General features: G+C 73.4%; 28 protein-coding genes. 12 read left to right on the top strand and 16 right to left on the bottom strand.

All coding sequences use genetic code 11. From position 1 onward, the window contains the following. Positions 1 to 65: 65 nt before the first annotated feature. Both ACFYPD_RS32370 and ACFYPD_RS32365 read right to left on the bottom strand, forming a co-directional pair. On the bottom strand, positions 66 to 722 hold the full coding sequence (locus ACFYPD_RS32370; RefSeq protein ID WP_387122014.1) for a DedA family protein: 657 nt from the start codon (positions 720 to 722) through the stop codon (positions 66 to 68). Between the two features lie 23 nt (positions 723 to 745). Continuing rightward, positions 746 to 1,102 (bottom strand): VOC family protein, encoded by a 357-nt coding sequence (locus ACFYPD_RS32365; protein WP_387122011.1) that lies wholly within the window; start codon positions 1,100 to 1,102, stop codon positions 746 to 748. A gap of 155 nt (positions 1,103 to 1,257) precedes the next feature. On the opposite strand from ACFYPD_RS32365, the gene ACFYPD_RS32360 reads away from it, so the two are divergent. After that, positions 1,258 to 4,113, top strand: a complete 2,856-nt coding sequence (locus tag ACFYPD_RS32360) for an aconitate hydratase (protein WP_387122009.1) — start codon at positions 1,258 to 1,260, stop codon at positions 4,111 to 4,113. 132 nt (positions 4,114 to 4,245) lie between these two features. On the opposite strand, the gene ACFYPD_RS32355 is transcribed toward ACFYPD_RS32360, so the two are convergent. Beyond that, the gene (locus ACFYPD_RS32355) at positions 4,246 to 4,560 is read right to left on the bottom strand and encodes a hypothetical protein (protein ID WP_387122007.1); all 315 of its coding nucleotides are present in this window, start codon (positions 4,558 to 4,560) and stop codon (positions 4,246 to 4,248) included. A 229-nt stretch (positions 4,561 to 4,789) separates the two neighbouring features. Between ACFYPD_RS32355 and ACFYPD_RS32350 the strand changes: the two genes are divergently transcribed. The 4 genes from ACFYPD_RS32350 to ACFYPD_RS32335 all read left to right on the top strand — a co-directional run bounded on the left by ACFYPD_RS32350 (position 4,790) and on the right by ACFYPD_RS32335 (position 7,533). Then, positions 4,790 to 5,557: a Scr1 family TA system antitoxin-like transcriptional regulator gene (locus tag ACFYPD_RS32350; RefSeq protein WP_387122003.1), complete on the top strand. Its 768-nt coding sequence runs from the start codon at positions 4,790 to 4,792 to the stop codon at positions 5,555 to 5,557. After that, on the top strand, positions 5,548 to 5,736 hold the full coding sequence (locus ACFYPD_RS32345; protein WP_387122000.1) for a DUF397 domain-containing protein: 189 nt from the start codon (positions 5,548 to 5,550) through the stop codon (positions 5,734 to 5,736). The genes ACFYPD_RS32350 and ACFYPD_RS32345 overlap by 10 nt, the downstream gene beginning before the upstream one ends. Positions 5,737 to 5,868: 132 nt before the next feature. Then, positions 5,869 to 6,357, top strand: coding sequence for a hypothetical protein (locus ACFYPD_RS32340; RefSeq protein ID WP_387121998.1), 489 nt, complete (start codon positions 5,869 to 5,871; stop codon positions 6,355 to 6,357). Positions 6,358 to 6,441: 84 nt separating this feature from the next. Next, complete coding sequence (locus ACFYPD_RS32335) at positions 6,442 to 7,533, top strand: winged helix DNA-binding domain-containing protein (protein WP_387121995.1); 1,092 nt, start codon at positions 6,442 to 6,444, stop codon at positions 7,531 to 7,533. A 160-nt stretch (positions 7,534 to 7,693) separates the two neighbouring features. Here ACFYPD_RS32335 and ACFYPD_RS32330 read toward each other — a convergent pair whose 3' ends face one another. From ACFYPD_RS32330 to ACFYPD_RS32295, 8 genes are all read right to left on the bottom strand, one after another. Then, positions 7,694 to 8,161, bottom strand: coding sequence for an SRPBCC family protein (locus ACFYPD_RS32330; RefSeq protein WP_387121992.1), 468 nt, complete (start codon positions 8,159 to 8,161; stop codon positions 7,694 to 7,696). Between the two features lie 31 nt (positions 8,162 to 8,192). Further along, a complete protein-coding gene (locus tag ACFYPD_RS32325; RefSeq protein ID WP_387121990.1) occupies positions 8,193 to 8,801 on the bottom strand; it encodes an ATP/GTP-binding protein in 609 nt (202 codons plus the stop codon). Beyond that, positions 8,782 to 9,171: a DUF742 domain-containing protein gene (locus ACFYPD_RS32320; RefSeq protein ID WP_387121987.1), complete on the bottom strand. Its 390-nt coding sequence runs from the start codon at positions 9,169 to 9,171 to the stop codon at positions 8,782 to 8,784. The genes ACFYPD_RS32325 and ACFYPD_RS32320 overlap by 20 nt, the downstream gene beginning before the upstream one ends. After that, positions 9,168 to 9,593 (bottom strand): roadblock/LC7 domain-containing protein, encoded by a 426-nt coding sequence (locus ACFYPD_RS32315; protein ID WP_091320827.1) that lies wholly within the window; start codon positions 9,591 to 9,593, stop codon positions 9,168 to 9,170. Before ACFYPD_RS32315 ends, ACFYPD_RS32320 begins: the two co-directional genes overlap by 4 nt. 63 nt (positions 9,594 to 9,656) lie before the next feature. Further along, a complete protein-coding gene (locus ACFYPD_RS32310) occupies positions 9,657 to 12,146 on the bottom strand; it encodes a nitrate- and nitrite sensing domain-containing protein (protein WP_387121984.1) in 2,490 nt (829 codons plus the stop codon). 94 nt (positions 12,147 to 12,240) lie between these two features. Further along, positions 12,241 to 13,794 (bottom strand): prenyltransferase/squalene oxidase repeat-containing protein, encoded by a 1,554-nt coding sequence (locus ACFYPD_RS32305; protein WP_387121981.1) that lies wholly within the window; start codon positions 13,792 to 13,794, stop codon positions 12,241 to 12,243. Beyond that, positions 13,791 to 14,666 (bottom strand): terpene synthase family protein, encoded by an 876-nt coding sequence (locus ACFYPD_RS32300; RefSeq protein WP_387121979.1) that lies wholly within the window; start codon positions 14,664 to 14,666, stop codon positions 13,791 to 13,793. The genes ACFYPD_RS32305 and ACFYPD_RS32300 overlap by 4 nt, the downstream gene beginning before the upstream one ends. Continuing rightward, complete coding sequence (locus ACFYPD_RS32295) at positions 14,663 to 15,976, bottom strand: cytochrome P450 (protein WP_387122023.1); 1,314 nt, start codon at positions 15,974 to 15,976, stop codon at positions 14,663 to 14,665. Before ACFYPD_RS32295 ends, ACFYPD_RS32300 begins: the two co-directional genes overlap by 4 nt. Before the next feature lie 446 nt (positions 15,977 to 16,422). Here ACFYPD_RS32295 and ACFYPD_RS32290 point away from each other — a divergent pair, with 446 nt between their 5' ends. Beyond that, positions 16,423 to 16,671 (top strand): DUF2630 family protein, encoded by a 249-nt coding sequence (locus tag ACFYPD_RS32290; protein WP_387121976.1) that lies wholly within the window; start codon positions 16,423 to 16,425, stop codon positions 16,669 to 16,671. Between the two features lie 69 nt (positions 16,672 to 16,740). Here ACFYPD_RS32290 and ACFYPD_RS32285 read toward each other — a convergent pair whose 3' ends face one another. From ACFYPD_RS32285 to ACFYPD_RS32275, 3 genes are all read right to left on the bottom strand, one after another. Then, on the bottom strand, positions 16,741 to 17,670 hold the full coding sequence (locus ACFYPD_RS32285; protein WP_387121973.1) for an RIO1 family regulatory kinase/ATPase: 930 nt from the start codon (positions 17,668 to 17,670) through the stop codon (positions 16,741 to 16,743). Positions 17,671 to 17,831: 161 nt separating this feature from the next. After that, the gene (locus ACFYPD_RS32280) at positions 17,832 to 18,476 is read right to left on the bottom strand and encodes an HAD family hydrolase (RefSeq protein WP_387121971.1); all 645 of its coding nucleotides are present in this window, start codon (positions 18,474 to 18,476) and stop codon (positions 17,832 to 17,834) included. Between the two features lie 59 nt (positions 18,477 to 18,535). Next, positions 18,536 to 19,390: a carbon-nitrogen hydrolase family protein gene (locus tag ACFYPD_RS32275; RefSeq protein ID WP_387121968.1), complete on the bottom strand. Its 855-nt coding sequence runs from the start codon at positions 19,388 to 19,390 to the stop codon at positions 18,536 to 18,538. Between the two features lie 105 nt (positions 19,391 to 19,495). Between ACFYPD_RS32275 and ACFYPD_RS32270 the strand changes: the two genes are divergently transcribed. The 6 genes from ACFYPD_RS32270 (at position 19,496) to mug (ending at position 23,788) form a co-directional block, all read left to right on the top strand. Beyond that, the gene (locus tag ACFYPD_RS32270; RefSeq protein WP_313719384.1) at positions 19,496 to 20,068 is read left to right on the top strand and encodes a helix-turn-helix domain-containing protein; all 573 of its coding nucleotides are present in this window, start codon (positions 19,496 to 19,498) and stop codon (positions 20,066 to 20,068) included. Between the two features lie 102 nt (positions 20,069 to 20,170). Next, complete coding sequence (locus ACFYPD_RS32265; protein ID WP_387121965.1) at positions 20,171 to 21,091, top strand: TIGR04222 domain-containing membrane protein; 921 nt, start codon at positions 20,171 to 20,173, stop codon at positions 21,089 to 21,091. Continuing rightward, positions 21,088 to 21,909 (top strand): DUF692 domain-containing protein, encoded by an 822-nt coding sequence (locus ACFYPD_RS32260; protein ID WP_387121962.1) that lies wholly within the window; start codon positions 21,088 to 21,090, stop codon positions 21,907 to 21,909. Before ACFYPD_RS32265 ends, ACFYPD_RS32260 begins: the two co-directional genes overlap by 4 nt. Then, complete coding sequence (locus ACFYPD_RS32255; RefSeq protein ID WP_387121960.1) at positions 21,906 to 22,355, top strand: hypothetical protein; 450 nt, start codon at positions 21,906 to 21,908, stop codon at positions 22,353 to 22,355. The genes ACFYPD_RS32260 and ACFYPD_RS32255 overlap by 4 nt, the downstream gene beginning before the upstream one ends. 43 nt (positions 22,356 to 22,398) lie before the next feature. Beyond that, the gene (locus ACFYPD_RS32250) at positions 22,399 to 23,160 is read left to right on the top strand and encodes an SDR family oxidoreductase (RefSeq protein ID WP_387121957.1); all 762 of its coding nucleotides are present in this window, start codon (positions 22,399 to 22,401) and stop codon (positions 23,158 to 23,160) included. Between the two features lie 10 nt (positions 23,161 to 23,170). Then, complete coding sequence (mug, locus tag ACFYPD_RS32245; protein ID WP_387121954.1) at positions 23,171 to 23,788, top strand: G/U mismatch-specific DNA glycosylase; 618 nt, start codon at positions 23,171 to 23,173, stop codon at positions 23,786 to 23,788. Positions 23,789 to 23,804: 16 nt separating this feature from the next. On the opposite strand, the gene ACFYPD_RS32240 is transcribed toward mug, so the two are convergent. Further along, positions 23,805 to 25,787: an ABC transporter ATP-binding protein gene (locus tag ACFYPD_RS32240; protein ID WP_387122021.1), complete on the bottom strand. Its 1,983-nt coding sequence runs from the start codon at positions 25,785 to 25,787 to the stop codon at positions 23,805 to 23,807. Positions 25,788 to 25,901: 114 nt separating this feature from the next. Then, positions 25,902 to 26,669 (bottom strand): enoyl-CoA hydratase/isomerase family protein, encoded by a 768-nt coding sequence (locus ACFYPD_RS32235; protein ID WP_387121951.1) that lies wholly within the window; start codon positions 26,667 to 26,669, stop codon positions 25,902 to 25,904. Positions 26,670 to 26,703 lie beyond the last annotated feature (34 nt).

Here is a 26,703-nt window from a genome sequence, read left to right as displayed (position 1 = left end):
GATCCGACCGGCAGCAACACGAAAGGGCCCGACCCCACCAGGGGTCGGGCCCTTTCGGCGTCTCGTCAGCGGTCGCCCGCGTGCACCCGCTCGTCGGCCTCGTCGGGCACCTCGACCTGCTCCAGGTGCCCGGCGCGGCGCCGCAGCCACCAGGTGCTGGCCAGGCCGGCGAGCACCGCGAGGACCAGCCCGGCCCAGGAGATGTCCTTGAGCCAGTGCTCGGCCGCCCGGCCCACCGAGAAGAGCAGGTACGTGGTGCCGAACGCCCAGACCAGGCCGCCGGCCGCGTTGGCCAGCAGGAACCGGCGGTACGGCACGTGCAGCGCCCCGGCCAGCGGGCCGGCGAGGATGCGGAGCAGGGCGACGAACCGCCCGAAGAAGACCGCCCAGACACCGTGCCGGGCGAAGCTCTGCTCGGCGCGGGCGAGCTGTGCCGGGCCGAGGTGTTTCGGGAAGCGCCGACCCAGCCGTTCGAGCAGCGGCCGCCCGCCGCGGCGGCCCACCGCGTACCCGATGGAGTCGCCGATGATGGCGCCGGCGGCGGCGGCGGTGGCCACCCACTCCGGCTCGACCGCCCCGGCGGCGGCGAGCAGCGCGGTGCTGACCAGCACGATCTCGCCGGGGAGCGGGATGCCCATGCTCTCCACGCCGATGACCCCGGCGACGATCAGGTAGATCACGCCCGGGGGCAGCGCGGAGAGCCAGTGCTGGACGTCGACCACCCCCGAACCCTACCCGCGCAGACTCAGCCGGCGGGGGCCAGGAACTCCAGTCGGTTGCCGTGCGGGTCGAACGTGTGGAACCGCCGCATGCCGGGAATCTCGTCGTCGCCCCAGGTCACCGGGTGGCCGGCGGCGTCGAGTCGGGCGGCGAGCTGGTCCAGGTCGGGGCGAAGCAGTGCCGGGTGCGCCTTGCGGGCGGGCCGGAAGTCGTCCTCGACACCGAGGTGCAGCTCCACGCCGTACCCGGTGAACCAGCAACCACCGCGGGCGGCGAGGGCTGGCGGTTTGGTCTTCTCGACCAGGCCGAGCACTCCGGCGTAGAACGACCGGGAGGTTTCCTCGGAGCCGCGTGGGCAGGCGAGCAGGACGTGATGGATCATGTGGCACCTCCTCGTCCCGAACCCTGGCACGAGGTTGCGCGAATAGCAAGACGGACGTACGGTTTTGTTGAGACCGACGCAGGTAAGTGTCGCCTAACCACGGCGGCACCCCGGCCGGTGCGACAAACTGCTCAGGACTACTCACGGTCGCTGGTGTGAAGGAGTACGACGTGGCGAGCCTCGACACCTTCGGTGCGAAGACCCAGCTACGCGTCGGAGACGCGAGCTACGAGATTTTCAGGATCGACAAGGTGGAGGGCCACGACCGGCTGCCCTACAGCTTGAAGATCCTGCTGGAGAACCTGCTGCGGACCGAGGACGGCGCGAACATCACCGCCGACCACATCCAGCAGCTCGGCGCGTGGGACCCCACCGCCGACCCGAGCGTCGAGATCCAGTTCACCCCGGCCCGGGTGCTGATGCAGGACTTCACCGGCGTGCCCTGCGTCGTGGACCTGGCCACCATGCGCGAGGCCGTCCGCGACCTCGGCGGCGACGCCACCAAGGTGAACCCGCTCGCCCCGGCCGAGCTGGTCATCGACCACTCGGTCATCGCCGACCTGTTCGGCCGCGAGGACGCCTTCGAGCGCAACGTGGAGCTGGAGTACGAGCGCAACAAGGAGCGCTACCAGTTCCTGCGCTGGGGCCAGACCGCGTTCAACGAGTTCAAGGTCGTCCCGCCGGGCACCGGCATCGTGCACCAGGTCAACATCGAGTACCTGGCCCGCACGGTCATGGAGCGCAACGGCCAGGCGTACCCGGACACCGTGGTCGGCACCGACTCGCACACCACGATGGTCAACGGCCTGGGCGTGCTGGGCTGGGGCGTCGGCGGCATCGAGGCCGAGGCCGCGATGCTCGGCCAGCCGGTCAGCATGCTGATCCCGCGGGTCGTCGGCTTCAAGCTCTCCGGCGAGATGCCGGCCGGCACCACCGCCACCGACCTGGTGCTCACGATCACCGAGATGCTGCGCAAGCACGGCGTGGTCGGCAAGTTCGTCGAGTTCTACGGCCCCGGCGTGAGCGCGGTGCCGCTGGCCAACCGGGCGACCATCGGCAACATGTCCCCGGAGTACGGCTCCACCGTCGCGATCTTCCCGATCGACGGCGAGACCGTCCGCTACCTGGAGCTGACCGGCCGCGACCCGCAGCAGGTCGCGCTCGTCGAGGCGTACGCCAAGGAGCAGGGCCTCTGGCACGACCCGGAGCGCGAACCGGAGTACTCCGAGCGCCTGGAGCTGGACCTCGGCACCATCGAGCCGTCCCTGGCCGGCCCGAAGCGCCCGCAGGACCGGGTGCCGCTGGGCTCCGCCAAGACCCTGTTCCGCTCGGCGCTCGCCGACTACGTGGCCGCCGACGAGACCGGGGGCGACCCGGGCCGCAAGCCGGGCGTGCCGCAGCTGGAGAAGCCGTTCGGCACCGACGGCCCGGCCGACGAGGCCAGCGCCGAGTCCTTCCCGGCCAGCGACTCCCCGGCCAACGGAGTCAACGACCCGGCTGACGCCCCGCGGGACCTGGAGACCGCCGCGGTCGGCGCCGGTGGGCGCGCCAGCAACCCGGTCCGGGTGACCGGCGCCGACGGCGTCGAGTACGAGCTGGACCACGGCGCCGTGGTGATCGCCGCGATCACCTCCTGCACCAACACCTCGAACCCGCAGGTCATGATCGGCGCCGCGCTGCTGGCCCGGAACGCCGTGGAGAAGGGCCTGGCCCGCAAGCCGTGGGTGAAGACCACCCTGGCCCCGGGCTCCAAGGTCGTCATGGACTACTACGACCGCGCCGGCCTCACGCCCTACCTGGAGAAGCTCGGCTTCAACCTGGTCGGCTACGGCTGCACCACCTGCATCGGCAACTCCGGCCCCCTGCCGGAGGAGGTCTCCGCCGCGGTCAACGACGGCGACCTGGCCGTCGTCTCGGTGCTGTCCGGCAACCGCAACTTCGAGGGCCGGATCAACCCGGACGTCAAGATGAACTACCTGGCGTCCCCGCCGCTGGTGGTCGCGTACGCGCTCGCCGGCACCATGGACATCGACCTGGCGAACGAGCCGATCGGCGAGGACGCGCAGGGCAACCCGGTGTTCCTGCGGGAGATCTGGCCGAACAGCGCCGAGATCCAGGACGTCATCGCCTCGGCGATCGGCGCCTCCGGCTTCAGCTCCGCGTACGCGGACGTGTTCGCCGGTGACCAGCGCTGGCAGTCGCTGCCGACGCCGACCGGCGACACCTTCGCCTGGGCCGGCGAGTCGACCTATGTGCGTAAGCCCCCGTACTTCGAGGGCATGGCGAAGGACCCGCAGCCGGTGCAGGACATCAGTGCGGCTCGGGTGCTGGCCAAGCTGGGCGACTCGGTGACCACCGACCACATCTCCCCCGCCGGCTCGATCAAGGCGGACTCGCCCGCCGGCACGTACCTCGCCGAGCACGGCGTGGCCCGGCACGAGTTCAACTCGTACGGCTCCCGCCGCGGCAACCACGAGGTGATGATCCGGGGCACCTTCGCCAACATCCGGCTGCGCAACCAGCTCGTCCCGGGCGTCGAGGGCGGCTTCACGGTCAACCACCTGACCGGCGAGCAGACCTCGATCTACGACGCCTCGATGGCGTACCAGGAGGCGGGTGTCCCGCTGGTCATCCTGGCCGGCAAGGAGTACGGCTCCGGCTCGTCCCGCGACTGGGCGGCCAAGGGCACCATGCTGCTCGGGGTGAAGGCGGTCATCGCCGAGTCGTACGAGCGGATCCACCGCTCGAACCTCATCGGCATGGGCGTTCTGCCGCTGCAGTTCCCGGTCGACACCACCGCCGAGTCGCTGGGCCTGACCGGCACGGAGACCTTCTCGATCAGCGGCGTCACCGCGCTCAACGAGGGCGACACCCCGCGCACCGTGAAGGTCACCACCGACACCGGCGTGGAGTTCGACGCCGTGGTCCGCATCGACACCCCGGGTGAGGCCGACTACTACCGGCACGGCGGCATCCTGCAGTACGTGCTGCGCCGCATGATCGCCAGCTGACGCGTCACGGCTGAGAAGGGCCGCTTCCCGCGCTCGCGGGGAGCGGCCCTTCGGCGTTCTGCGTGCCCCAGCCGGATCTTGGACACTTTCCGTTCCCCTCGAACGGAAACTGTCCAAGATCTCGAACGCCGCTCACCGCAGCCTCAACGCGACCGCACGCGCCTCCTCGTCGGTGAGGGGCAGGAACCAGAGGAAGCGGCGGACGATGGCGACCGGGTCCGGCCCGCCGGGCCGGCCGCGCAGGTCGCGGATCGCGCGGCGGGTGATCCGGGAGAACTCCGGGATCAGGGTCGCGCGCCGCGCAACGTCCGTCGGGATCGCGCGCAGCGCCGGGCACGGCCAGTCCCGACCGCAGGCGTCGCACCGCCAGGACGGGCCGGTGGCGGTGTGCGCGACGGGCGGGCCGACGCGGCTCCGCCAGCGCGTTTCGGGAACGCCGTTGGTCACCCTGCCGGGGCCACGGTACGGAGGAACAAGCGGCCCGATCGGGCCGGGCACGCTCGGACGGGGCGGCGGCTCGTTCTTCGGTTTCGGAACCGGCTTCGGCTTGTCCTCGGGCACCATGCGCTCCTTCCTCGACGCTGTCTACAAAGCACCCTGCCGAGGGTTGCGGAGCGATCACACCGCGTAGAAGTATTTCCTTCTGACGTCTGGAACGTTCCGAGAGGGCCCCGAGATGAATCGAGCCGTACAGGCGGCGATGGCCGAGAGCGGCCACACGGCGGACAGTCTCGCAGCTCAGGTAGGGGTGGATCCGAAGACGGCAGCGAAGTGGGCGAGCAAGGGACGGATCCCTCAGACCCGCCATCGGGCGCGAGTCGCTCAGCTGTTGGGCCGGAACGTAGAGGAGCTGTGGCCGGACGCGCTGAAACGCCGGGAGCCCGCATGGTTTCGACCCTGGGCCGAGATAGAGCGCGAGGCGCTCTCGTTGCGGTCGTTTCAGCTCACATGGGTTCCCGGTCTCCTTCAGACCAAGGCCTACGCGCTGGCGACGCTGGCCGGCGAGGCGCTGACGGTGGCCGAGGCGGACAGCCTTGCGGAGGCCCGACTGAGCCGGCAGTCGATCCTGCTACGGGACCGCCCGCCGTTGCTCGTGGCGGTTCTCGACGAGAACGTCCTGCGGCGCAGTCTGGACGGCGATCGCAACCTGATGCGCGAGCAGTGCGAGCGGCTTGCCGAGCAAGCCACGCTGTCGAATGTCTCCATCTTCGTCGTACCTGCCGACGTCGGCATGTATCCAGGTCTGGGCGGACCGTTCACGATCGCCGAAATGCCGGAGGGCGCACGGGTCGGCCACGTGGACAGCCAGGCCCAGGCACAGATCATCGACCGGGCCGCCGACGTTGCTACCCTGGATCGGCGGTGGGAACGCATTCGCGGCGTGGCCCTGTCGCGTGCCCAGTCCTTGGAACTCATCAGAGAAGCGGCGGCATCATGGACTTGACCGGCGCGCAGTGGCGCAAGAGCACGAAGAGCGGAAACAACGGTGGTGACTGCGTCGAGGTCGCGGACAATCTCGCGGGCGTCGTCGGCGTCCGGGACTCCAAGGACCCGGCCGGGCCGGTGCTCACCTTCGACCCGAGCGCCTGGACGCGCTTCGTGGAGATGACCAAGCGCGGCTGACCCCCGTACCCCCTCCAAGGCCCTCGGCGACGCGCCGGGGGCCTTCGCGTTGCTGCCGCCTCGTGAGATCCAGACGCGATCGTGGCCGATGGGCGCCTGGCCCGCCGGAGGCGGGCCAGGCAGAATCTGAACATGTTCAAAAACGCCTGGGCCGGCACGTGGTTGCTGATCGGACTGGTCGGATCGGTGCTGCTTCGTGGAACCCTGTGGCTGCTCACCGTCTTCAGCCTCGGTCCGCTCCTCGGGCCCGTCGACCTGCTGCTCGTCGACGCGGTCGGACACACCTTCGCCACGGCGATCAGTGTCGGCGACGACGTCGCGTCGCTTCTGTGCGCCATCGCGACGGGCGTCGCCTGCGGGGGACTGCGCGCCGACCGTGCCTGGGCGTACCGGCTGGGGCAGGGGCTGGCCCGGTTCTACGTCGCGGTGAACGCGGTGACCGCGACCGTAAGTGGCGTGCTGATGGTGATGTGGGGCCCGTCGGCCTGGAGCCTCGTGGCCCCTCTGCTCGTGCTGTACGTCGTCTCGCTCGTCGTCGCAGTCATGGCCGTTCGCCAACTGGCGGCTCCTCGCTCGCCACTGCGTGAAGCCAGACCGCCCGAGGCTGCTGATCGGGGGTGACCGGGCCGGGGCGGTGCCGGACGCCTCATGGATGAGCGACTGCTGCACGGGACGTTTGTCGGGATCGCTGGGTAGCGTAGAGGGGTGGTTGATCAGCGCCAGGTGATGAACTTCCGCGTGCGGGCCCAGCAGCTCGACCGGGCCGAGGGCACGCTCGGAGACACCGCCGTGCTCGACATCGGGGTGCAGGACACCGGCACGGACGGCGGCCGGTGGGCGCTGGCCATCCGCGGCGTCGATGTGGCGGCGTCGCCAGCGGAGCAGCTGATCCTGCTGTGGACCGTACGCGGCGCTCCCCACCTCTACCGCCGCGCGGACGTGGCGAAGGTGGCGGCCGCGGTCGAGCCGTTCTCCGACGCCGACGCGGGCAAGCGCATCTACGACGCCGCCAGGCCGTTGAAGGCCGCGGGCATCGGCAACCTGGCCGCCCTGGACGAGGTGGCCGCGCAGATGCGGGCCGTCGTCACCGGGCCGATGGTCAAGGGGGACGTCTCCGGGCGCCTGGCCGAGGTGATGCCCGAGCCGTATCTGCGGTTCTGCCGACCCTGCGACGCCACCCACCTCTACGAGATGCCGTTCCGGCTGGCCGCCGTACGGGCCGGGCTGGAGCTGCGACTCGACACCTCGCCGCCGGTCCTGCACCGCATCGCGGGCTTCACGAAGGCCGTCACCTCGGGCGGCAGGTTCGACCTCATCCGCGCGTACCTTCGTCTGCTCGGCCCGGCCACCCCTAAACACGTGGCCGACTACCTCGACGCCCCGGTCAAGGAGGTGAAGGCACGCTGGCCCGAAGATGTGATCGAGGTGATGGTCGACGGCGAGGCACGCTCCCTCCTGGCCGCCGACGAACAGGCGCTGGAATCGGCCGACGCCACGGCAACCCGCCTGCTCGGCCCGTTCGACCTCTTCCTCCAGGCCAAGGACCGGGCGACCCTGGTGCCGGACACGGCCCGCGCCAAGGAGTTGTGGCCGGTGCTGGGCCGACCCGGCGCCGTCCTGGTCGACGGTCAACTGGTCGGCACGTGGCGTCCTCGCAAGTCCGGCAGGACGATGAAGCTCGCGATCCAGCCGTGGCAGAAGCTGCCCGCCGCCACCCGCGCCACCATCGTCGAGCAGGCTGAACGCCTCGCCGCCCACCGCACGGTCTCCCTGGCCGGCGTCGAATTCGCCGACTGACGGGTTGACCGGTCAGGTTCGCGTCCGAAACGGGGCTGGACGCCGGTGTACGCCCACGTCAGCGACGCCGCCGAGTGGGACGACTACGAATGGTCGTGGATCGGCTCGCTCACCGAGTGGGCGCTGGACAATCCCGGCCACCCGGACGCCGCCGAGGCGCTCACCGCCGCGCGGGAGCACCGCGATCAGTGGTTGCGTGGGTACCGCGACGTTCCGGGCTTCGTGACGCTGGTGCTGATTCCAGCACCCTCTTGAGCCGGGCCAGGTCGCCGCTGACGAGCCCGGCGTCCCGTGCGAACTCGGCGTCGGTCATCCCCGGCGAGCGGCGCAGCGTGAAGACCACCTCACAGCCGTCGCCGTCCGCGATGGCCCGCAGCGGCACGTACACCGTCTCGCCGGAGGGCGTCACCACGTCGTGGTCGAGCACGCCGAACTCGTTGCGTGGGGCGAAGGTGACCCGCGCACGGCCCTCCGGCGTCTCGACGAACCAGTCCCCGTGCTCCTGCACCACCGAGCCTCCCAGGCCGGGCGCCCAGCGGGGCAGGTTGGCCGGGTCGGCGACGAAGGCGTAGACGTCGGCGACCGGCCGGTCGATGTGCACGCTGAGGTGCCGGGATTCCGTGGACATCGCCCCATCATGGCAGCGCGCGCCGCCGGAGTCAGTCGCCGGCGGCCCGGCGGCGCTCCTCGCGCAGCTTCATGGCGTACTCCAGCAGCGTGATCAGCACCTCCTTGACCGACTCCCGGTTCCGCGCGTCGCAGAGCACCACCGGCACGTCGGGGTCCAGGTCGAGCGCCCCCTGCACCTCGCCCAGCCGGAACTGCTTGGCGCCCTCGAAGCAGTTCACCGCCACCACGAACGGCGTGCCACGCCCCTCGAAGTAGTCGATCGACGGGAAGCAGTCGGCCAGCCGCCGAGTGTCGGCGAGCACCACCGCCCCGATCGCGCCCAGCGCCAACTCGTCCCAGACGAACCAGAACCGGTCCTGCCCGGGGGTGCCGAACAGGTAGAGCACCAGGTCGTCGCTGAGGGTGATCCGGCCGAAGTCCATCGCCACGGTGGTGGTGGTCTTCTCCTCCACACCGGACAGGTCGTCGATGCCGATCCCGGTCTCGGTCAGCACCTCCTCCGTCCGCAGCGGCCGGGTCTCGCTGACCGCGCCGACCAGGGTGGTCTTGCCGACGCCGAAACCGCCGGCGATCAGGATCTTGATCGCGGTGGGCAGCGGCGCCGCATCCGCCGGCCGCTCAGAGCGCCCGTAGTCCATTGATTACCGCCTCGAAAACACTGTCGTCGGGAAGGCCGGCGGGGGTCGCCCGCGGCTCACGGACCTGCACCAGGCTGCGGGCCGCCAGGTCACCCAGGAGGACCCGGACGGTGCCCACCGGGAGGTCGAGGTGGGCGGCGATCTCGGCCACGGACTGGATGCGTTGGCAGAGGCCGACGATCGCCACGTGTTCCGGGCCGAGCCCGGATTCCGACGCCACCTCCGCCCGGGTCGCCGTGACCAGGGAGATCAGGTCGAACGTGCCGGTCACCGGGCGGGCCCGGCCACCGGTCACCGCGTACGGGCGCACCACCGGACCCGCGTGGTCGTCCACCCACTCGTGCTCCGCGGACTCCCCCTGGCCGATCATCGCGCCGGATTCTCGCCGAGGGGCTGTTCCCGTGTCGGTGAGGCGACGAACCGGCCGACCCGGGTGACCAGCATGGCCATCTCGTACGCGATCAGGCCGACGTCGGCGTCCTCGGACGCCAGCACGGCCAGGCAGGCGTTGCGGCCGGCCGCGGTGACGAACAGGAACGACGACTGCATCTCGATGATGGTCTGCTGCACCTGACCACCGCCGAACCGCTTCCCCGCGCCCCGGGCCAGGCTCTGGATGCCCGCCGCCATCGCTGCCAGGTGCTCGCCGTCGTCCCGGCTCAACCCGCGCGACGAGGCCATCAGCAGTCCGTCGGTGGAGAGCGCCACGGCGTGTTCCGCCTGCTTGACCCGGCCGACCAGGTCATCCAGCAACCACGTCAGGTCTGCGCTCGAAGCCGTCTTCTGCGCCACTCGTCGTCCTCTTCTCCCCCGGCTGGTGTGCCGTGCTCGTCCGGGATCGCCGGATCGGCGTCCCTAGGTCGCCTGACCGTCGCCGGTGTCCGGCGCGCCGGCTTCGTGCGCCCCGCCGAGCAGCCGGGCCGCGTCGGTCCGGCCGCGTCGGGTGCCGCTCTGGTAGGAGCTCATCATCCGGCGCACCTGCTCCGGTGGGCGCACCGTGTCGTCGTCGTCCCCGTCGTCGTCCGCGGCGGACTGGTCGTGCCGCAGCTCCGGCGCCAGGTTGGCCTGCCGGACCCGGACGGGCAGCCCACCGTCGGTGCGGGCCGCCGCCGCGCCGTCCGCCGCCGCGTCGCCGGCCGGCCGCGCGTCGGCGGGCCGGGCCTCCACCGGGGTCAGCGCCACGGTGGGCTCCGCGAGCGCGGGCTGCCGTTTCCGGGTACGCGCCGGCAGCCCGGACGGGGTGAGCCGCGGCTCGTCCGAATCGTCCTCCCGCTCCGGGGCGGGTTGTTCCGTGCCGTCCGCGGCCGGTTCCGTCGGGCCCTCGCTCTCGGCCACCGCCACCCTGGCGGCCGGCCGGTCGCCGGCGGGCTCGGCCACCGCGCTCTCCGCTGCCGCGGAGACGGGCACCGCCGGAGCGGGCTGCCCCGCGCCGGCCGGGAAGCCGCCGGAGGTGCTCGGGTCCGGCCCGTTCTGCGTGACCAGTTCGAGCGGGATCAGCACCACGGCGGTCGTCCCGCCGTACGCCGATTCCTTGAGCTGGACCTTCACCCCGTGCCGCTCGGTGAGCCGGCTGACCACGAAGAGGCCGAGCCGGGCGGCGTTGGCGAGGTTCAGCTCGGACCGGTCGACGATGCGTCGGTTCGCGGCGGCCAGTTCCTCCGCGCCCATGCCGAGGCCGCGGTCCTCGATCTCGATGGCGAAGCCGTTGGACACCATCATGCCGCGCACCTCGACGGTGGTGTGCGGCGGCGAGAAGGAGAGGCCGTTCTCGATCAGCTCGGCCAGCAGGTGGATGACGTCACCGACGGCCCGGCCGGTCAGCGACACGGGTCCGAGCGGCCGCACGGTCACCCGGGTGTAGTCCTCGACCTCGGCGACCGCGCCGCGCACCACGTCGACCATCGGCACGTTGCGCCGCCACGCCCGGCCGGGCGTCGAGCCGGAGAGGACGATGAGGTTTTCCGCGTTGCGCCGCATCCGGGTGGCCAGGTGGTCGACGCGGAACAGGTCCTCCAGCTCCTCGGCGTCGTGCTCCCGGCGTTCCATGGCGTCGAGCAGGGTGAGCTGGCGGTGCACCAGCGCCTGGGTGCGCCGGGCCAGGCTGAGGAAGACCTCGCGTACGTTGCGGCGCAGCTCGGCCTGCTCGACGGCGGTCCGGATGGCGGTCTCCTGCACGGCGTTGAACGCCTTGCCGACCTGCCCGATCTCGTCGTCACCGGTCTGCAGCGGCGGCGCCTCGCGGGCGACGTCGACCTCCTCGCCGTGGCCCAGCCGCTCCACCACGCTGGGCAGCCGCTCGTTCGCCAGCCGGAACGCCGCCTCACGCAACCGTTCGAGCTGCCGGACCAGCGCCCGGGCGGTGGTGATGGAGACGACGACGGACGCGACGACCGCGATGAGGCCGAGGCCGGCGGCGAGCACCAGCCGGACGATGACGCCGACGGCGACCGGGGTGGCCCGGGCCACGATGTCGTCGCCGCCGGCGAGGATCACGCCGCGCAGGTCCTCCATCGACTGGCTGGCGGCGGCCTGCCAGGCCGTGGCGGTGACCGGCGGGCGCACGTCGCTGCCCTTGGCGGCGAGCACCCGGTCCTGGAGGGCGCGCAGCTGGCGGAACGCCTCACCCTCGGTCATCTGCTGGTAGCGGGCCCGGTCGGTCGCGGCGAGGTCGCGGGCGGTCCGGTCGGACAGGAACCACTGGGCGCCGACCAGCCGGGCGAAGGCGGCCTGCTCCGTCACGGTCATCCGATTGGCCGCCACCGCGCCGGTCAGCAGCGCGTCCTGCTGGGACAGCAGCTCCCGGGCCCGGTTCAGGTCGATCAGCGCCGCGGTGTCCCGGGCGATCTCGTCGTCGTCCAGGCCGCCGAGCGCGTCGAAGACACCGAAGATGGCGTCGACCGCCTCGTTGTACGCGGCCAGCGTCGCGGTGCGGTCGATGGTCTTGCGGCCGACCTCCGCGCGGACCGCACCGAGCTGCTCGACCTGGGTCTTCAGGTCGGTGATCCGCTGCTCCAGCTCGTCGCTGGCCGGGATCTCGGTGCGCCAGTCCTGCGCGGAGCGCCACAGCGCGGCGGCGCTGTCGTCGGTGCGCTGCCGCTGGGCGACCAGTTCCTGGAGCTGGTCCGGATCGGACTGTCCGAGGTACAGCAGCGACAGCCGCCGCTCGTTCTGGAGCTGGAGCAGCAGCGGGTCGCTCGGTTCGAAGACCCGCGCGTTGAGCGCCTGCACACCGAGCAGGTTGAACCCGTCCCGGACGGTCACCCACGCCGCGAAGGCCCAGAGTGCGATCAGGGACGCCAGCAGGGCGATGATCTTCGTACGGAGATTCGTACTGCGGGAACGCATCACACCGTCCTGGCCCGGTATCCGATCAGTCGGAAATCCGATCGACTCCGGCGCACGCTAGCAGCCGTCGTGAACTCCATTCAAGCGATCCTGATCATGGTGTTGCCCGCCCGGTGGAAGTTGGGTCGGCAGACCACGACGCGGCCAGCAATGCTGCGCGCACGATCAGCGTCGGCCGGTAGAGATCCTTGTCGTGCCACAAGGCCGGCCCATCAGCGCGTCCGTCCCACTCGGACAGTCGCCGCCGCCCGCGCACGAGCGCCGCGGCGACGCGGGTGTCCCCCGGCCGCCCGGCGCCGGCGAGCGCGAGCACCGCGTACGCGGTCTCCTCGGCGGTGCCGCCCCAACGCCCCCAGGAGCCGTCCGCCCGCTGGGTGTCCAGGAGCCAGCCGGCGCCCCGCTCGACGGCGGCCCGCGCCGCGACGCAGGGGGCGTGATCGGCGAGCGCGAGCAGCACGCAGTACGTCGCGTAGTACGCCGACGCGTGCCACCGGTCGCTCCACCGCCCGTCCGGCTCCTGCCGCTCGACCAGCCAACCGGCGACCCGGTCCACGGTGGCCGCCACGCCGGGGTGGGCGGGGTGCTGGCCGAGGGCGTCGAGCACGTGCGCGTTGGTGGTCACCGACGCCCCGTCCTCCCCCGGCCAGGTGCAGAAATGCCGGCCGGTGTCGTACGCGTCGAGCCGGGACACGTCGAGCGGCCGGCCCAGCCGGGCGAGCGCGTAGAGGGTCACCGAGGTGGTGTCGGCGTCGGCGGGCAGCCCGGGTCCGGTGGCCGCGCCGGACACGCCGACGGCCGCCCGCAGCTCGGCCACCAGCGACCCGGGGACGGTCAGCGGCACGCCGGCCCGGGTCAGGATGCCGAGCACCCAGGCGCGCTCGAAGACGGTGATCGGGCTGGCGCAGGGCACCGGGCCACGCCGGCCGACCGCCCGGAGGTAGTCCAGGGCGGGGCCGGGATCGGGGCGACCGAGCCAGGCGGCCGTCGCGGCGGGTGAGGCGCCGACCGCCCCCGCCTCGGCGGGCCGTACCCCGGCCGCCCGGCGGGCCCGGTCGCCGGCCACCTCCAGGGCGTGCGCCAGCTTCTCCGGGACCGGCCTGCCGGCGGCCAGCAGGCCGCGTACCCGGGTCAGCCGGCCCGGGTCGAGACCGGCCGGCAGCGGCAGGCGGACCCCGGCCCAGTCGGCCAGCCCGGCCGGGGGTTGCGCGAGGTGCCGGTCGACGGCCTCCCGCAGCGCCGGCACGATCAGGTCGGTGGCGGGCAGGTCGGGCGGGGTGCCGGCGTCGAGGGCGCCGGCCAGGAAGGCCAGGCCCTGGTGCGCCGCGCGGGCCAGCGCCGCGGCCGGACCCTGCTCGCCCCGGCGCAGCACGGTCAGCAGGGCCTCCGTGGCGCTCAGGGTGGGCACCAGGGCGTACCCGCCGGGGCCGCCCCACCCACCGTCGGCGCGCTGCCGGTCGAGCAGCCAGGAGACGCGGACGTCGTGGCCGGGCAGCCACGGCGCCAGGCCGACCAGCCGGCCGGTCTCGTAGACCGACGCGGAGGTCTCCCCGGCCGGGTTGTCCACCATGGCCTCGACGAGGTCCCGCGCCTGCCCGGCGCGGGCGTCGCCGAGGTGGGTGACCCGCGCGGGACCCGCGGTGAGACTCACTGGGCGCCCCAGAAGTCGGTGAGCCGGTAGAAACCGCTGGTGAAGCCGAGCTGCCGGGCCAGGAAGTCGGCCTGCCGGGGGCAGGCGGGGGCAAGGTCGGCCAGCAGACTCCGGCAGTGGTCGACCTGCTCCGCCAGGCGTCGCTCGATCTCCGCCGGATCGTCCACGAGCATCAGCGCGTTGAGGTCACCCCACTCGCGGTCACGCCGGTGGGTGCCGAGGTCGTTGACCAGCCGCAGGGCCCGCTGGACCTCGTCGCTCACCGCGATCAGCCGGGGCAGCTCGCGGTGCGTCTCGTCGTCTCCGGTGTGGATCCAGTGCGCCACGTTGACCACCGTGGCGGCGAGGTTGTCGGCGTTCGCCAAATAGTCGGCGAGGGTGGGGTGGTCGGCCTGCTTCCACTCCCACTCGCGGGCCATCGCCTCCAGGGTGCGGGCCATCGCGTCCCGCCACGGCCCGCGCAGCTCGGCGTAGGCCGGGGTGACGGCCAGGTCGTCGCGCAGCTCGGCGAGGAATCGGCCCAGCGGGTCGTCGGGCTCGGCGCCGTCGACGACGGTGAGGCAGGTCTTGGCGATCCGGTCGACCTCCGACCGGGAGGCCGCCAGGTGGTCGACCTGCCAGTCGACCGCGAAGCCCCAGAGCACGGCGCGGTTGGTCAGCGCCAGCTCCTCGGCGGTGCACCACGGCGCACTGAACGCCATCGCGAGGGCGATGCTGCTGAACAGCGCCGCGTCGAACGGCCGGCCGGGGAACAGCTCGGCGTGCCGGGCGGCGGATCGCTGCAGGTCGCGCTGGCCCTTGGCGGCGAGCGCGCAGATCCGCCCCTGCTCGGCCGCGGCGGCGACCGGATCCGGTACCTCCCCGCCGGTCATGCCGGCTCCGCCCGCCGGTCGGCGGCGAGCAGGGTCAGTTCGACCCGCTCGCGCGGTCGCAGCGCCGCGGCCAGCCGCAACCCGGGTACGCCGGGGCGGCGCAGCCGGAACCGGTAGCGGCTCAGCATCGTGGCGAGGATGAGCTGCGCCTCCAGGTAGAACAGGTACATCCCGAGGCACTGGTGCGGGCCGCCGCCGAACGGGAAGTGGGCGTACCGGTGTCGGGCGCGGACCCGCTCGGGCCGGAACCGTTCCGGGTCGAACTCGTCCGGGCGGTCCCAGAACTGGCGCATCCGCTGGGTGATCAGCGGGCTGGCCACCATGGTCGCTCCGGCCTCGATCGGCACGCCGTCGATGACGTCGGCGGCGACCGCGCGGCGCGGGATGATCCAGCCGATCGGATACAGCCGGAGGAGCTCGTCCAGGACCATCCGGGTGTAGGTGAGGTCGGCGAGGTGCTCGCGGCGCACCGGTTCGTCGCCCACCACCCGGTCGATCTCGGCGTAGAGCCGGTCGGCCACGTCGGGTCGCTCCTCCAGGTGGGGCCAGGCCCAGGTGAGCACGTTGATGGTGGTCTCGGTGGTGGCCGCGAACATGGCCACGGTGTCGTTGCGGACCTGCCGCTCGTCGAGCTGCCGCCCGTCGTCGGTGCGGGCCCGCCAGAGCGTGGAGATGATGTCGTCGCCCTGGTCGGCCACGGCCCGGGTCTCCCGGACGATCGGTACGAGCACCTCGTCGACGATGCGGACCGCGCGGCGGAACGGGCGGTCCCCCGGCATCGGCAGGGAGAGCGGGGCGAACGGCACGACGATCCGGGGGATCACCGCGGAGGCGATGACGTCCTGCGCGTCGATCACCCGCAGCGCGTCCGGCACGGAGATCTTGTCGGCGAAGAGCACCCGCATGATCGCCCGGCTGACGATCCGGGCCTGCTCGGTGCCGATGTCGACGGGGCGCCCGGCCCGGAACGGCTCGTCCAGCTCGTCGACGGCGTCCCGGATGGCGTCGGCCATGCCGTCGATCAGCGCCTCCACCCGCTTGGCGGTGAACATCGGCTGGAGCATCCGGCGGCTGGCCGACCAGATCTGCCCCTCGCCGAGGATGCCCTCGCCGAACAGCCGCTTGACCGGGCGCCAGAACAGTCCGTCGCCGGCCCGTTCGTAGTTGTCCGCCCGGTCGCGCAGCACGTGCTGGACGTGCCGGGGGTGGGTGACCAGGTACGGGCGGAACGATCCCAGGTTCAGCCGGACGAGCGCGCCCCCGGTCCGGTTGCCCACGTCGATCAGCGCGCGGGCCGGGTCCCGGAGCATGCCGGGCAGGATCTGCCGCAGGGGAACGGAGTGGGGCCGCCCGGTGGGCCGGGGCGCGGTCGGCGACTCGTCCACGTGAATGGCTCCCTTTGTTCTACCCAGGGTCGCGACGTCGTCATGACCCGTGACCTTGCCCGCGAGCATGCCATCCTGAACGACGGATAAAAAGGCGGACAGGAAAATATCTCACTGCACAATAATCCCGGTGTCGACAATGGAGCCGGTGGGATTTGCGTCACGCCGGAAGGCTTCCCGCGTGGTGGACCGTCCGCAGTGGACTTTGCGACCGGCTCGCGGCCCAGGTCCGCCCGGCCCCGCCCACCACCCGCCGGCCGCGACCGGCCCGAGCCGGCCCGCCACCCGCCGGCGCGCCGGCGCGATCAACTCCTGCCGACCGACTGGGGAGAACGCGGGCGCGTGCCCGCCCCCTGTGCCAAGCTTCGGGCATGGACGACACGACCATCCTGAGCCGGATCTCCGAACTCGTCGACGAGGAGCACCGGCTGCGCGCGGCCGCACAGGAGCACGAGGCCGGCACCGACGACGAGGCCCGGGAGCGGCTGCGGGCCCTGGAGGAGTCCCTCGACCAGTGCTGGGACCTGCTCCGTCGGCGTCGGGCGGCGCGCCGGACGCACGGTGACGCCGACGCCCAGGGCCAGCGCCCGGTGACCGAGGTCGAGCGCTACCTCCAGTGACGCCGGGGCGGCAGTGGACCGCCGTGCCGCGTCCCGGGCGGGCCGGCACCCGCCCGGGACGCGGCACGCTCAGCGGAGGCCCGCCTCCCGCAGCAGCACCTCGGTCAGCGCCTCCGGGTCGGTGTCCGAGGCGGGCAGGCCGCGGGCGGTGAACCAGGTGCCGACCACGCGGACGTCCCGGCCCAGGAACTCCGCCCCCTGCGGGTTGGCCACCACGTCGACCACCTGCGGCAGGTCGATCATGACGAGCCGCCCGGCGTGCACCAGCAGGTTGTACGGGGACAGGTCGCCGTGGGCGTACCCGGCGCGGGCCAGCACGACCAGGGCGTCGACCAGTTGCTCCCACAGGTCGCGCAGGTCGGCGCCCTCGGGCCGGAGCTGGGCCAGCCGGGGCGCGGCCTCGCCCGCCTCGGCGTCGCCGACGAACTCCAGCATCAGCTCGGTGCCGAGCAACTGCACCGGGTAGGGCACGGCGATCCGCCCGGAGGCGGCGCCGATCTCCCAGAGCCGGGCGAGCGCGGCAAACTCGGCCGCCGCCCACTGCCCGGCGATCATCTGCCGGCCGAACGAGGTCCGGCCGGCCATCGCCCGCATCTCCCGGGAGCGGCGGACCCGGCGCCCCTCCAGGTAGCCGGCGTCGCGGTGGAAGAGGCGGTGCTGGGGGTCCCGGTACCGCTTGGCCGCCAGCAGGCAGCCGCGGCCGGTGTCCGGAACGGCCCGGCGGACCAGGTGGACGTCCGCCTCCTTGCCGGTCTTCAGCACGCCCAGCTCGGTGTCCTTCGCGGCCAGCTCGGTGACCAGCCACTGCGGGTGGGGCTCCGGCCCGTGCACGGCCTGGTCCCAGGAGGACCAGCTGTCCTCCGCGTCCGGCTCGGCGTCGGGGTCGGTGAGGACCGGCTCGGCGTGCCGGCCCCGCTTCAGGAAATAGGGATCGTCGTCGTCGAAGCGGCTCTTGCCGCGGCCACGGCGCTGCGGCGCCGGGAAGTCGTGATCGCGCACGGGTGGATCGGTCCTTCGATCGAGGCTGGTGGAGGCAGGTGGTGCGACCCTGCAAAGACGGCCATGACCGACCTCCTCTCCTCGACCGGGCACCGCCCGGCTGCGCCCTCGCGCCGCACCATGGTCACGGGCGGCCCCGGGCGGGTCAACCGAATTACCGCTCAGCCGGCCAGGACGGCGGCCACCCCGGCGATCAGCCCGTCCACCGTGCGGGTGGGCGCGAACCGGGTGTCCGACCAGCGGCGCCCGCGGTGCAGCCAGACGCTGGGCAGACCGACGGCGGTCGCGCCGCCGATGTCCGCCTCCGGGCTGTCGCCGATCACCCAGGCGCCGCGCAGCGGCATCCGGGCCCGCTGGGCGGCCAGCGCGAAGATCCGCGGGTTGGGCTTGCTGACCCCGGCCTCCTCGGAGATCACCCAGTCGGCGATGTAGCGGTCCAGCCCGGTCCGGCGGATCTTGGCGTCCTCCTGGCGGGACGTGCCGTTGGTGACCACCACCGGCACCCAGCCGGCGTCGTCGGCGATCCGCAGCGCGCAGGCCACCAGAGGGTCCAGCCGGGTGAACGCCACCACTCCGTCGTGCAGCTCCTCGACCAGGTCGATGGAGGGTATGCGCACCTCGTACCGGTCGCGGATCGCGTCCGCCACGTCCCAGCGGTCGGTCAGCCCGTCGGCGTCTACGGAGAGCAACCACTCGATGTCGGTGGGCGGCGCGCCGATGCTGTCCAGGAACCGCTCACCCCAGGCGCGGAACGGCCCCTCGCGGTCGAGCAGGGTGTTGTCCAGATCGAGCAGGAGCAACGGCACTCGCGAACCTTACGGGACGGGGTGCGCCACCGACAGGCCCGAGGGCACCACGCCGTCCGTCAGCCGACGAGCGTCGTTCGGGCGAGCCCCTGGTCGGTCAGGCGGTCGGTGAGCATGGTGTGTGCCGCGCGGGTGGCGCCGAGGGCGGCCGGGTCGAGGGTCGCCACCAGCACGTCCTCGCCGGTGTCCGCGCCCCGGACCAGCGGCCGGCCCTCCGGCTCGTAGACGGCGGCGCCACCGTTGAACCGCCACGGGTCCGCGCCGTCGACGGCGTTGGCGAAGACGACGTACATGGTGTTGTCCAGGGCACGCGCGGCGTAGTAGAGGTCGCGGCGGTGCTCGGAGCCGGCCAGGTACCCGCTCGGGCAGAGGTAGCCGTGTGCGCCGTCGACGGCGGCCGCCCGGCCGTGCTCCGGGAAGCAGCCGTCGTAGCAGATGCCGAGGCCGAACAACCAGCCGTCGACCAGCAGTGAGGCGCCCCGCCGGCCGGCGTCGAACAGCTCGCGCTCGCCGCCCCAGAGCTGCTGCTTGTCGTACGCGGCGGTGACCGTGCCGGTCGGGTCCACCACCAGCGAGGAGATGGTGCGCCGCCCGTCCGGGTGGCGGACCGCCGCGCCGATCACCACGCTCGTCCCGCCGTCCCGGGCGGCCACGCGCAGGGGGTCCAGCCGCGGGTCGTCGACGCGGCCCTCGGGGTCGGCGCCCACGTCGGTGCCGGTCGGGTCGGCGCGCAGGGTCGGCGGGTGGTACGCGGGCAGGAACAGCTCGGGCAGCACCACGACCCGGGCGCCGGCGGCCCGGCCGACGAGGCGGGCGGCGGTGGCGGCGTTGCCGACGACGTCACCGGGAACGGGCTCGGCCTGAATGGTGGCCACGGTCAGCGGACGGGTGGGGAGGGGCACGGCCTGGGTCACCGGAGGATCCTAACCGGCGCGGCCGACCCCGCCGATCATGCGAAACCGCATCTCAAGCCGTACGTACGGTTTGCATTGACCGGTTCCACCTGGAACGATCGACACGTGCCCAGAGTAAGCCAGGACCAGCTCGACGCGCGCCGGCAGGAGATCCTCGGCGCCGCGCGGGCGTGTTTCGCCCGGCACGGCTACGAAGGTGCCACCGTCCGCCGGCTGGAGGAGGCCACAGGGCTCTCCCGGGGCGCGATCTTCCACCACTTCCGGGACAAGGACTCGCTCTTCCTCGCCGTGGCCGAGGACGACGCCGCGATCATGGTGGAGACCGTGGCCCGCAACGGCCTGGTCCAGGTGATGCGCGACCTGCTGGCCCGGGCGGTCTCCCCGGACACCACCGGCTGGCTCGGCAGCCAGCTCGAGGTCTCCCGGCGCCTGCGCACCGACCCCGCGTTCGCCCGGCGCTGGGCGGAACGCTCGGCGGCGATCGCCGAGGCCACCCGGGAGCGCCTGCTCCGCCAGCGGGAGGCCGGGGTGCTCCGCGACGACGTGCCGATCGACGTGTTGGCCCAGTTCCTGGAGCTGGCGTACGACGGGCTCGTGCTGCACCTGGCGATGGGCCGTCCCGCCGGTGACCTGGGCCGGGTCCTCGACCTGGTCGAGGAGGCCGTCCGCCGGCACTGACGGCCCCGCGGGTCTCGGTCCGATAACTCGACCGCTCGGGGAGATCACCGCTGGCGGACCTGCTCCACAATGAGCCGCGACCCCTCGCGACAGGAGCAGCGCATGACAGTCCTCGCGGGCGACACCTGGGGCATCCCCGGCCCCGTCTTCCTCCGCTGGTACCTCGTGGCGGCCGTCGTGCTGGTCGTCGGCACCCTGGTGTACCGGTTCCGCGCGCTGGCCGGCACCCCGGTGCACAGCGGTGAGCCGCTCGGGCCGCAGCAGGTCGCGTACCTCAACGGGGGCGACCAGCTCGCCGTCTGGACCGCGCTCGGCGGCCTGCGCCGCGCCGGCGCGGTCGGCGTGCGCCCCGACCGGCGGCTCACCGCCGGCGGCCCGCTGCCGGCCGGGGTCACCCCGCTGGACCAGGCGATCCACCACGCGGCCGGCCGCGGCCTGCGCTCCCGGGAACTGGGCCAGGACGAATGGGTCCGGCGCGCCGTCGACGAACTGCGCGACGGGCTCGTGCGCCGTGGCCTGGCACTGGACAAGGAGCGGCGGGCGACGCTGCGCCGCGGCTCGCTGCTCGTCGGGGCCCTGGTGGCGCTCGGCTTCGTCCGGGCCTTCGTCGGCATCTCCAACGGCCGGCCCGCCGGCTGGCTGCTGCTCACCCTGGTCCCGCTCTTCGTCGCGTTCCCGCTGCTCAACCGGGTGCCGTGGCGCACGCGGGCGGCCGACAAGGAGCTGCGCGCGCTGCGCCGCCAGCACACCTGGCTGCGTCCCGCCGCCGCACCGGCGTACGCCACCTACGGCCCGTCCGACGCGGCGATGGGCGTCGCGCTGTTCGGCACCGCCACCCTCTGGTCCATGGACCCGGGGTTTTCCGAGCAGGCCGAGATCCAGCGTCAGGCGATGGGGACGAGCGGCAGTTCGGGCAGTTCCTGCGGAGGCGGCAGCTCCTGCGGGGGCGGCAGCTCGTGCAGCGGAGGCAGCTCCTGCGGGGGCGGTGGCGGCTGCGGCGGCGGTGGCGGGTGCGGCGGATGACGGCCGGACCGTCCGGGGTGGGCATCGGGTGGCGGCCGGAGATCGCCGGCTTCGTGGCCGGCCTGCCCGGGCTGCGCTTCGTCGAGGTGGTCGCGGAGACGGTCGCCCCGGCCGGACCGCTCCCCGACGGCCTGGCCGAGCTGCGCGGGCGGGGCGTCACCGTCGTACCCCACGGGGTGAAGCTCTCCCTCGGCGGCGCGGAGCCCGTCGACCCGGCCCGGGTGGCGCACCTGGCCGGTGTGGCCGCGGCGCTGGACGCGCCGCTGGTCAGCGAGCACATCGCGTTCGTCCGGGCCGGCGGTCTGGAGGCCGGTCACCTGCTGCCGCTGCCGCGCAGCCGGGAGGCGGTGGCCGCGGTGGTGGCCAACGTGCGCCGGACCCAGGCGGAGCTGCCGGTGCCGCTGGCCCTGGAGCCGATCGCCGCGCTCTTCGACTGGCCGGACGACGAGCTGGACGAGGCCGACTTCCTCACCGAGATCCTCGACGCCACCGGGGCGCTGCTGCTGCTCGACGTCGCCAACGTGCACGCCAACGCCCGCAACCGGGGCGGCGCCCCGGCCGCCCTGCTGGACCGGCTGCCGCTGGAGCGGATCGCCTACGTGCACGTGGCCGGCGGCGCCGAGCAGGGCGGCTTCTACCACGACACGCACACCGACCCGGTCCCCGCCGAGGTGCTCGACCTGGTCCGCGAGCTGTGCGACCGGCACCGGCCCCCGGCGCTGCTGCTGGAACGCGACGGCCACTATCCGCCCGCCGCCGAGCTGCGCGGCGAGCTGGACGCCCTGGCCGCCGCCTCCTCGTACCCAGTGGTCACGTGACCGGCGGGGACCTGGCCGCACGGCAGGCGGCGCTGGTGGCGGCGCTGGTGGCCGGCGGGCCGCTGCCGCCCGGGTTCGCCGCCGCGCCGGTGGAGGCGGCCCGCCGGGCGCTGCTGCGCAAGCGGGCCGGGGACGTGGCCCGGCACTGGCCGCTGCTGGCGGCCGGCATCGGCGACGCCTGGCCGGCCACCTTCGCCGGCTGGGCGGCCGGCCACCCCACGAACGGCTCCCTGCGCGACGGCTGGGACCTGGCCCGGGAGCTGCGCGACCGGGGCACGCTGCCGCCGCTGGGCGCGGAGGAGCTGGCCGTCCGCGAGGCGGCGAGCCGCTACAACGGCCGATCGGCTCCCCGGCCCCGCCGGCTGCCGGCCGTCACCCGGGCCGGCGGCGCCGTCGCGGCCCAGCTCGCCGGCCGGGTACGCCTGCTCCGGCCCGCCCGGCGCTGAGAGCGGGTGGCAGGCGCCCCCGGGGTACGGCAGGATCGGCTCCATGGATCTCGGACTCGCCGACCGGGTGTACGTGCTGACCGGCGCCTCGGGCGGCCTCGGCTTCGCCACCGCCGAGCAGCTCGTCGCCGACGGCGCCCGCGTGGTGATCTCGTCCCGCGCCCCGGAGCGGGTCGCCGCCGCCGTGGAGGCGCTCGGCGGGCCGGAGCGGGCGATCGGGCTGACCGCCGACCTCACCGACCCGGGCACCCCGGAGCGTCTCGTCGCGGCGGCGCGCGAGCAGTTCGGCCGGCTCGACGGGGCACTGATCTCGGTGGGCGGCCCGCCCCGGGGCACCGCCGCCCAGATCACCGACGAGCAGTGGCGGGAGTCCTTCGAGACGGTCTTCCTGGGCAGCGTCCGCACCGCGCGCACGGTGGCCGCCGCGCTCACCGACGGGGGCGCCATCGGGCTGGTGCTCTCCACCTCGGTCCGCAGCCCGCTGCCCGGGCTCGGCATCTCCAACGGCCTGCGCCCCGGCCTGGCCGGGGTGGCCAAGGACCTGGCCGACGAGCACGGCCCCCGCGGCGTACGGGTGGTCAGCCTGCTGCCGGGGCGGATCATGACCGATCGCAACCGCGAACTCCTGGCCGCCAGCGGCGACGCGGTGCGGGCCCGCACCGAGGCGGAGGCGTCGATCCCGCTGGGCCGGATCGGCGACCCTGCCGAGTTCGGCCGCGTGGCCGCCTTCCTGCTCTCCCCCGCCGCCGGCTACGTCACCGGGGTGACCGTGCCGGTCGACGGCGGCGCGCTGCGCGGTCTGTGACGGCGCCCCGGTGAGCGACCGACGCCGCCCCGCCGCCGGCCGCCCGGACGCCGCACCCGGATCGCCGGCCCGGCGCTACCCCCGCCCCAGCCGGGAACAGCTCGCCGCGGCCGCCGAGCGGACCCTCCCGGACCTGATCGCGCCCGGGCTGGACGTGCTCTTCGTCGGGATCAACCCGGGCCTGTGGTCGGCGGCCACCGGGTGGCACTTCGCCCGCCCGGGCAACCGGTTCTGGCCGGCACTGCACCGGGGCGGCTTCACCCCGCGCCAGCTGCACCCCAGCGAGCAGGACGAGCTGCCCGGCCTCGGGCTGGGCATCACCAACATGGTGGCCCGGGCCAGCGCCCGCGCCGACGAGCTGACCGCCGAGGAACTGGTCGAGGGTGCGCGGGAGCTGACCGCCAAGGTGGCACGCTACCGGCCGCGCTGGGTGGCGGTGGTCGGGGTGACCGCGTACCGGATCGGGTTCGCCCGGCCGAAGGCGGGCTTCGGGCCGCAGCCGGAACCACTCGCGGCGGCCCGCCTCTGGGTGCTGCCCAACCCGAGCGGGTTGAACGCGCACTTCACCCCGGAGACGCTCGGGGCCGCCTTCGGTGAGCTGCGCGCCGCGGTGACCGCCGGCGGCTAGTTGGCGGCGTCGCCGACTAGTTGGCAGCGGCCGGCGGGAGGGCCTCCTGGGCGACGTAGGTGCCGACCGGCACGGTGGTGACCACCGGCTCCGGCTGCGCCGGCTGCGCGTAGCGGGCCGGCGAGTCGGTGACCGCGAACTGGGTGCGGTAAAGCTCGGCGTAGAGGCCGCCGACGGCGACCAGCTCGTCGTGCCGGCCCCGCTCGACGATCCGCCCCTCATCGAGGACGAGGATCTGGTCGGCGTCGCGGACCGTGGAGAGCCGGTGCGCGATCACCAGCGCGGTACGCCCGGTCAGCGCCACCGACAGCGCCCGCTGCACGGCCGCCTCGCTCTCCGAGTCGAGATGTGCGGTGGCCTCGTCGAGAATCACGATCGACGGGGCCTTGAGCAGCAGCCGGGCGATGGCGATGCGCTGCTTCTCGCCGCCGGAGAAGCGGTAGCCGCGCTCGCCGACCGTGGTGTCCAGCCCGTCGGGCAGGGCGCGGACCAGGTCGGCGACCTGCGCGCCGGCCAGCGCGGCCCAGATCTCGTCGTCGGTGGCGTCCGGCTTGGCGTAGCGCAGGTTCTCCCGGATGGTCTCGTGGAACAGGTGCGAGTCCTGCGTGACCACACCGATCTCGTCGCGGAGCGAGGCGAGCGTGGCGTCCCGGACGTCGACCCCGCCGACCAGCACCTGGCCCTCGCTGACGTCGTAGATCCGGGAGATCAGCATGGAGAGCGTGGACTTGCCGGCGCCGGAGGGGCCGACCAGGGCCACCATCTGGCCGGGCTCGACGGCGAACGACACGCCCTTGAGCACCGGCTCGTTGACCGTGCGGTCGAGCGCGGCAACCTCCTCCAGGGAGGCCAGCGAGACCTCCGCGGCGCTCGGGTAGCGGAACCGCACGTCGCGGAACTCGACCCGGCCGTTGCCTCGGGGCACCGGCACGGCGGCGGGCTTCTCCTCGATGCCGGGGCGCAGGTCGAGCACCTCGAAGACCCGGTCGAAGGAGACCAGCGCGCTCATCACGTCGACCCGGACGTTGGAGAGCGCGGTGAGCGGGCCGTAGAGGCGGGTGAGCAGCAGCGCCAGCTTGACCACGGTGCCGGCGCTGACCGCGCCGGTGACGGCGAGCCAGCCGCCGAGCCCGTAGGTGAGCGCCTGGGCGAGGGAGGCGACCAGCAGCATGGCCACGAAGAAGGTGCGCGAGTACATGGCCGACTGGATGCCGATGTCGCGGACCCGCTCGGCCCGACCGGCGAACCGGGTCGCCTCCACCTCGGGCGAGCCGAAGAGCTTGACCAGCAGGGCGCCCGAGACGTTGAACCGCTCGGTCATCGTCGCGTTCATCTTGGCGTCGAGGTTGTACGACTCGCGGGTGATCTCGGCCAGCCGCCGGCCGACCCGGCGGGCCGGGATGATGAAGATGGGCAGCAGCACCAGCGCCAGCACGGTGATCTGCCAGGACAGGATGAGCATCGCCCCGGCGGTGAGCACGAGCTGGATGACGTTGCTGACCACGCCGGACAGCGTCGAGGTGAACGCCCGCTGGGCGCCCAGCACGTCGTTGTTGAGCCGGCTGACCAGCGCGCCGGTCTGGGTGCGGGTGAAGAACTGCAGCGGCATCCGCTGGACGTGGTCGTAGACCCGGGTCCGCAGGTCGAGGATGATGCCCTCGCCGATCCGGGCCGAATACCACCGCTGGGCCAGCGAGAAGAGCGCGTCGGCCACGGCCAGCACGGCGATGATCAGGGCGAGCCGGACCACGGTGGCGCGCGCGTCGGAGCCGCCGCCGGCGATCGCGTCGATGACGTCACCGGCAAGCAGCGGGGTGGCCACTCCGATCACCGCGGCGATCACCACGGTGATCAGGAAGACGATGATGTCGCGCCGGTAGGGCTGGGCGAACGCGACGATCCGCGCGGCGGTGCCGCGCTTGAGCTGGTGGCTGGAGATCTCGTCGCGGTTGCGCATCGACCGGAGCATGCTCCAGCCGCCCATGCCGCCACCGGCCATCGGGTTGGACACTCGTCACCTCCGGGTCGTCGGCAGCCGTGGACCGTCGGAATCAATTCTCCCGACCACTACGACAACCTCGCCAGTAACCCGGATCTTCCCGAATGGTCCTTACTATTCGCCCCGACCGGCCAGGTCGCGGATCCGGCGGGTCTGCGCCTCCCGCTCGGCCCGCTGCTGCTCGGCGTGGGTGCGCCCGCCCGCACCGGCGAGCAGCGCCTTGATCTCGACGATCGCGTCGCGGTTGTTGGCCAGCAGACCCGCCGTCAGGTCGCGCACCGCGCCGTCGAGCTCCCCGGTGGGCACGACGAGGGTGGCCAGGCCGATCCGGTCCGCCTCGGCGGCGTCCATCCGGCGGCCGGTGGCGCAGATCTCCAGGGCGCGGGAATAGCCGACCAGCTCGGCGAGGCGCTTGGTGCCGGCCAGGTCGGGGACCAGGCCGAGGGCCACCTCGGCCACGGAGAGCCTGGCGTCCTCGGCGAGCACCCGCAGGTCGCAGGCGAGGGCGAGCTGGAAGCCGGCGCCGATGGCGTGGCCCTGCACGGCCGCGATCGAGATGACGTCCGGCCGGTGCAGCCACGTGAAGCCGCCCTGGTATTCGGCGATCCGGTCGGCACACTCCTGCTCGGACAGGGTGGACAGCTCGGCGAACGAACCCGGGCCGGAGGAGCCGGCGACCGAGAGGTCGAGGCCGGCGGAGAAGGCCCGCCCCTCACCGCGCACCACGACGACGCGGACGTCGCCGGGCAGCTCCCGGGAGAAGTCGCTCATCGCGCGCCACATGGCCGGGGTCTGGGCGTTGAGCACGTCGGGCCGGCACAACGTCACCGTCGCGACCGGCCCGTCGCAGTCGAGTCGTACTCCGGTCGTCTCGGCGGTCACCGGACCGCCCGGAGCACAGCGCTGATGGACGACG

It is taken from the genome of Micromonospora sp. NPDC005299 (assembly GCF_042872345.1).
In the GTDB taxonomy this organism is placed as follows: Bacteria; Actinomycetota; Actinomycetes; order Mycobacteriales; family Micromonosporaceae; genus Micromonospora.
Note: the sequence above shows the minus strand (reverse complement) of the source record. Positions and strands in the feature narration are given on the sequence as shown.

What these genes read in the sequence shown, in the direction of transcription:
- ACFYPD_RS32330 (WP_387121992.1), bottom strand. Translation starts at nt 8,161, where the DNA reads ATGTCCACGGAATCCCGGCACCTCAGCGTGCACATCGACCGGCCGGTC.
- ACFYPD_RS32295 (WP_387122023.1), bottom strand. Translation starts at nt 15,976, where the DNA reads ATGCTCCGGGACCCGGCCCGCGCGCTGATCGACGTGGGCAACCGGACC.
- ACFYPD_RS32350 (WP_387122003.1), top strand. Translation starts at nt 4,790, where the DNA reads ATGAATCGAGCCGTACAGGCGGCGATGGCCGAGAGCGGCCACACGGCG.
- ACFYPD_RS32250 (WP_387121957.1), top strand. Translation starts at nt 22,399, where the DNA reads ATGGATCTCGGACTCGCCGACCGGGTGTACGTGCTGACCGGCGCCTCG.
- ACFYPD_RS32265 (WP_387121965.1), top strand. Translation starts at nt 20,171, where the DNA reads ATGACAGTCCTCGCGGGCGACACCTGGGGCATCCCCGGCCCCGTCTTC.
- ACFYPD_RS32365 (WP_387122011.1), bottom strand. Translation starts at nt 1,102, where the DNA reads ATGATCCATCACGTCCTGCTCGCCTGCCCACGCGGCTCCGAGGAAACC.
- ACFYPD_RS32240 (WP_387122021.1), bottom strand. Translation starts at nt 25,787, where the DNA reads ATGGCCGGTGGCGGCATGGGCGGCTGGAGCATGCTCCGGTCGATGCGC.
- ACFYPD_RS32340 (WP_387121998.1), top strand. Translation starts at nt 5,869, where the DNA reads ATGTTCAAAAACGCCTGGGCCGGCACGTGGTTGCTGATCGGACTGGTC.
- ACFYPD_RS32260 (WP_387121962.1), top strand. Translation starts at nt 21,088, where the DNA reads ATGACGGCCGGACCGTCCGGGGTGGGCATCGGGTGGCGGCCGGAGATC.
- ACFYPD_RS32320 (WP_387121987.1), bottom strand. Translation starts at nt 9,171, where the DNA reads ATGATCGGCCAGGGGGAGTCCGCGGAGCACGAGTGGGTGGACGACCAC.
- ACFYPD_RS32345 (WP_387122000.1), top strand. Translation starts at nt 5,548, where the DNA reads ATGGACTTGACCGGCGCGCAGTGGCGCAAGAGCACGAAGAGCGGAAAC.
- ACFYPD_RS32290 (WP_387121976.1), top strand. Translation starts at nt 16,423, where the DNA reads ATGGACGACACGACCATCCTGAGCCGGATCTCCGAACTCGTCGACGAG.
- ACFYPD_RS32300 (WP_387121979.1), bottom strand. Translation starts at nt 14,666, where the DNA reads ATGACCGGCGGGGAGGTACCGGATCCGGTCGCCGCCGCGGCCGAGCAG.
- ACFYPD_RS32310 (WP_387121984.1), bottom strand. Translation starts at nt 12,146, where the DNA reads ATGCGTTCCCGCAGTACGAATCTCCGTACGAAGATCATCGCCCTGCTG.
- ACFYPD_RS32325 (WP_387121990.1), bottom strand. Translation starts at nt 8,801, where the DNA reads ATGGACTACGGGCGCTCTGAGCGGCCGGCGGATGCGGCGCCGCTGCCC.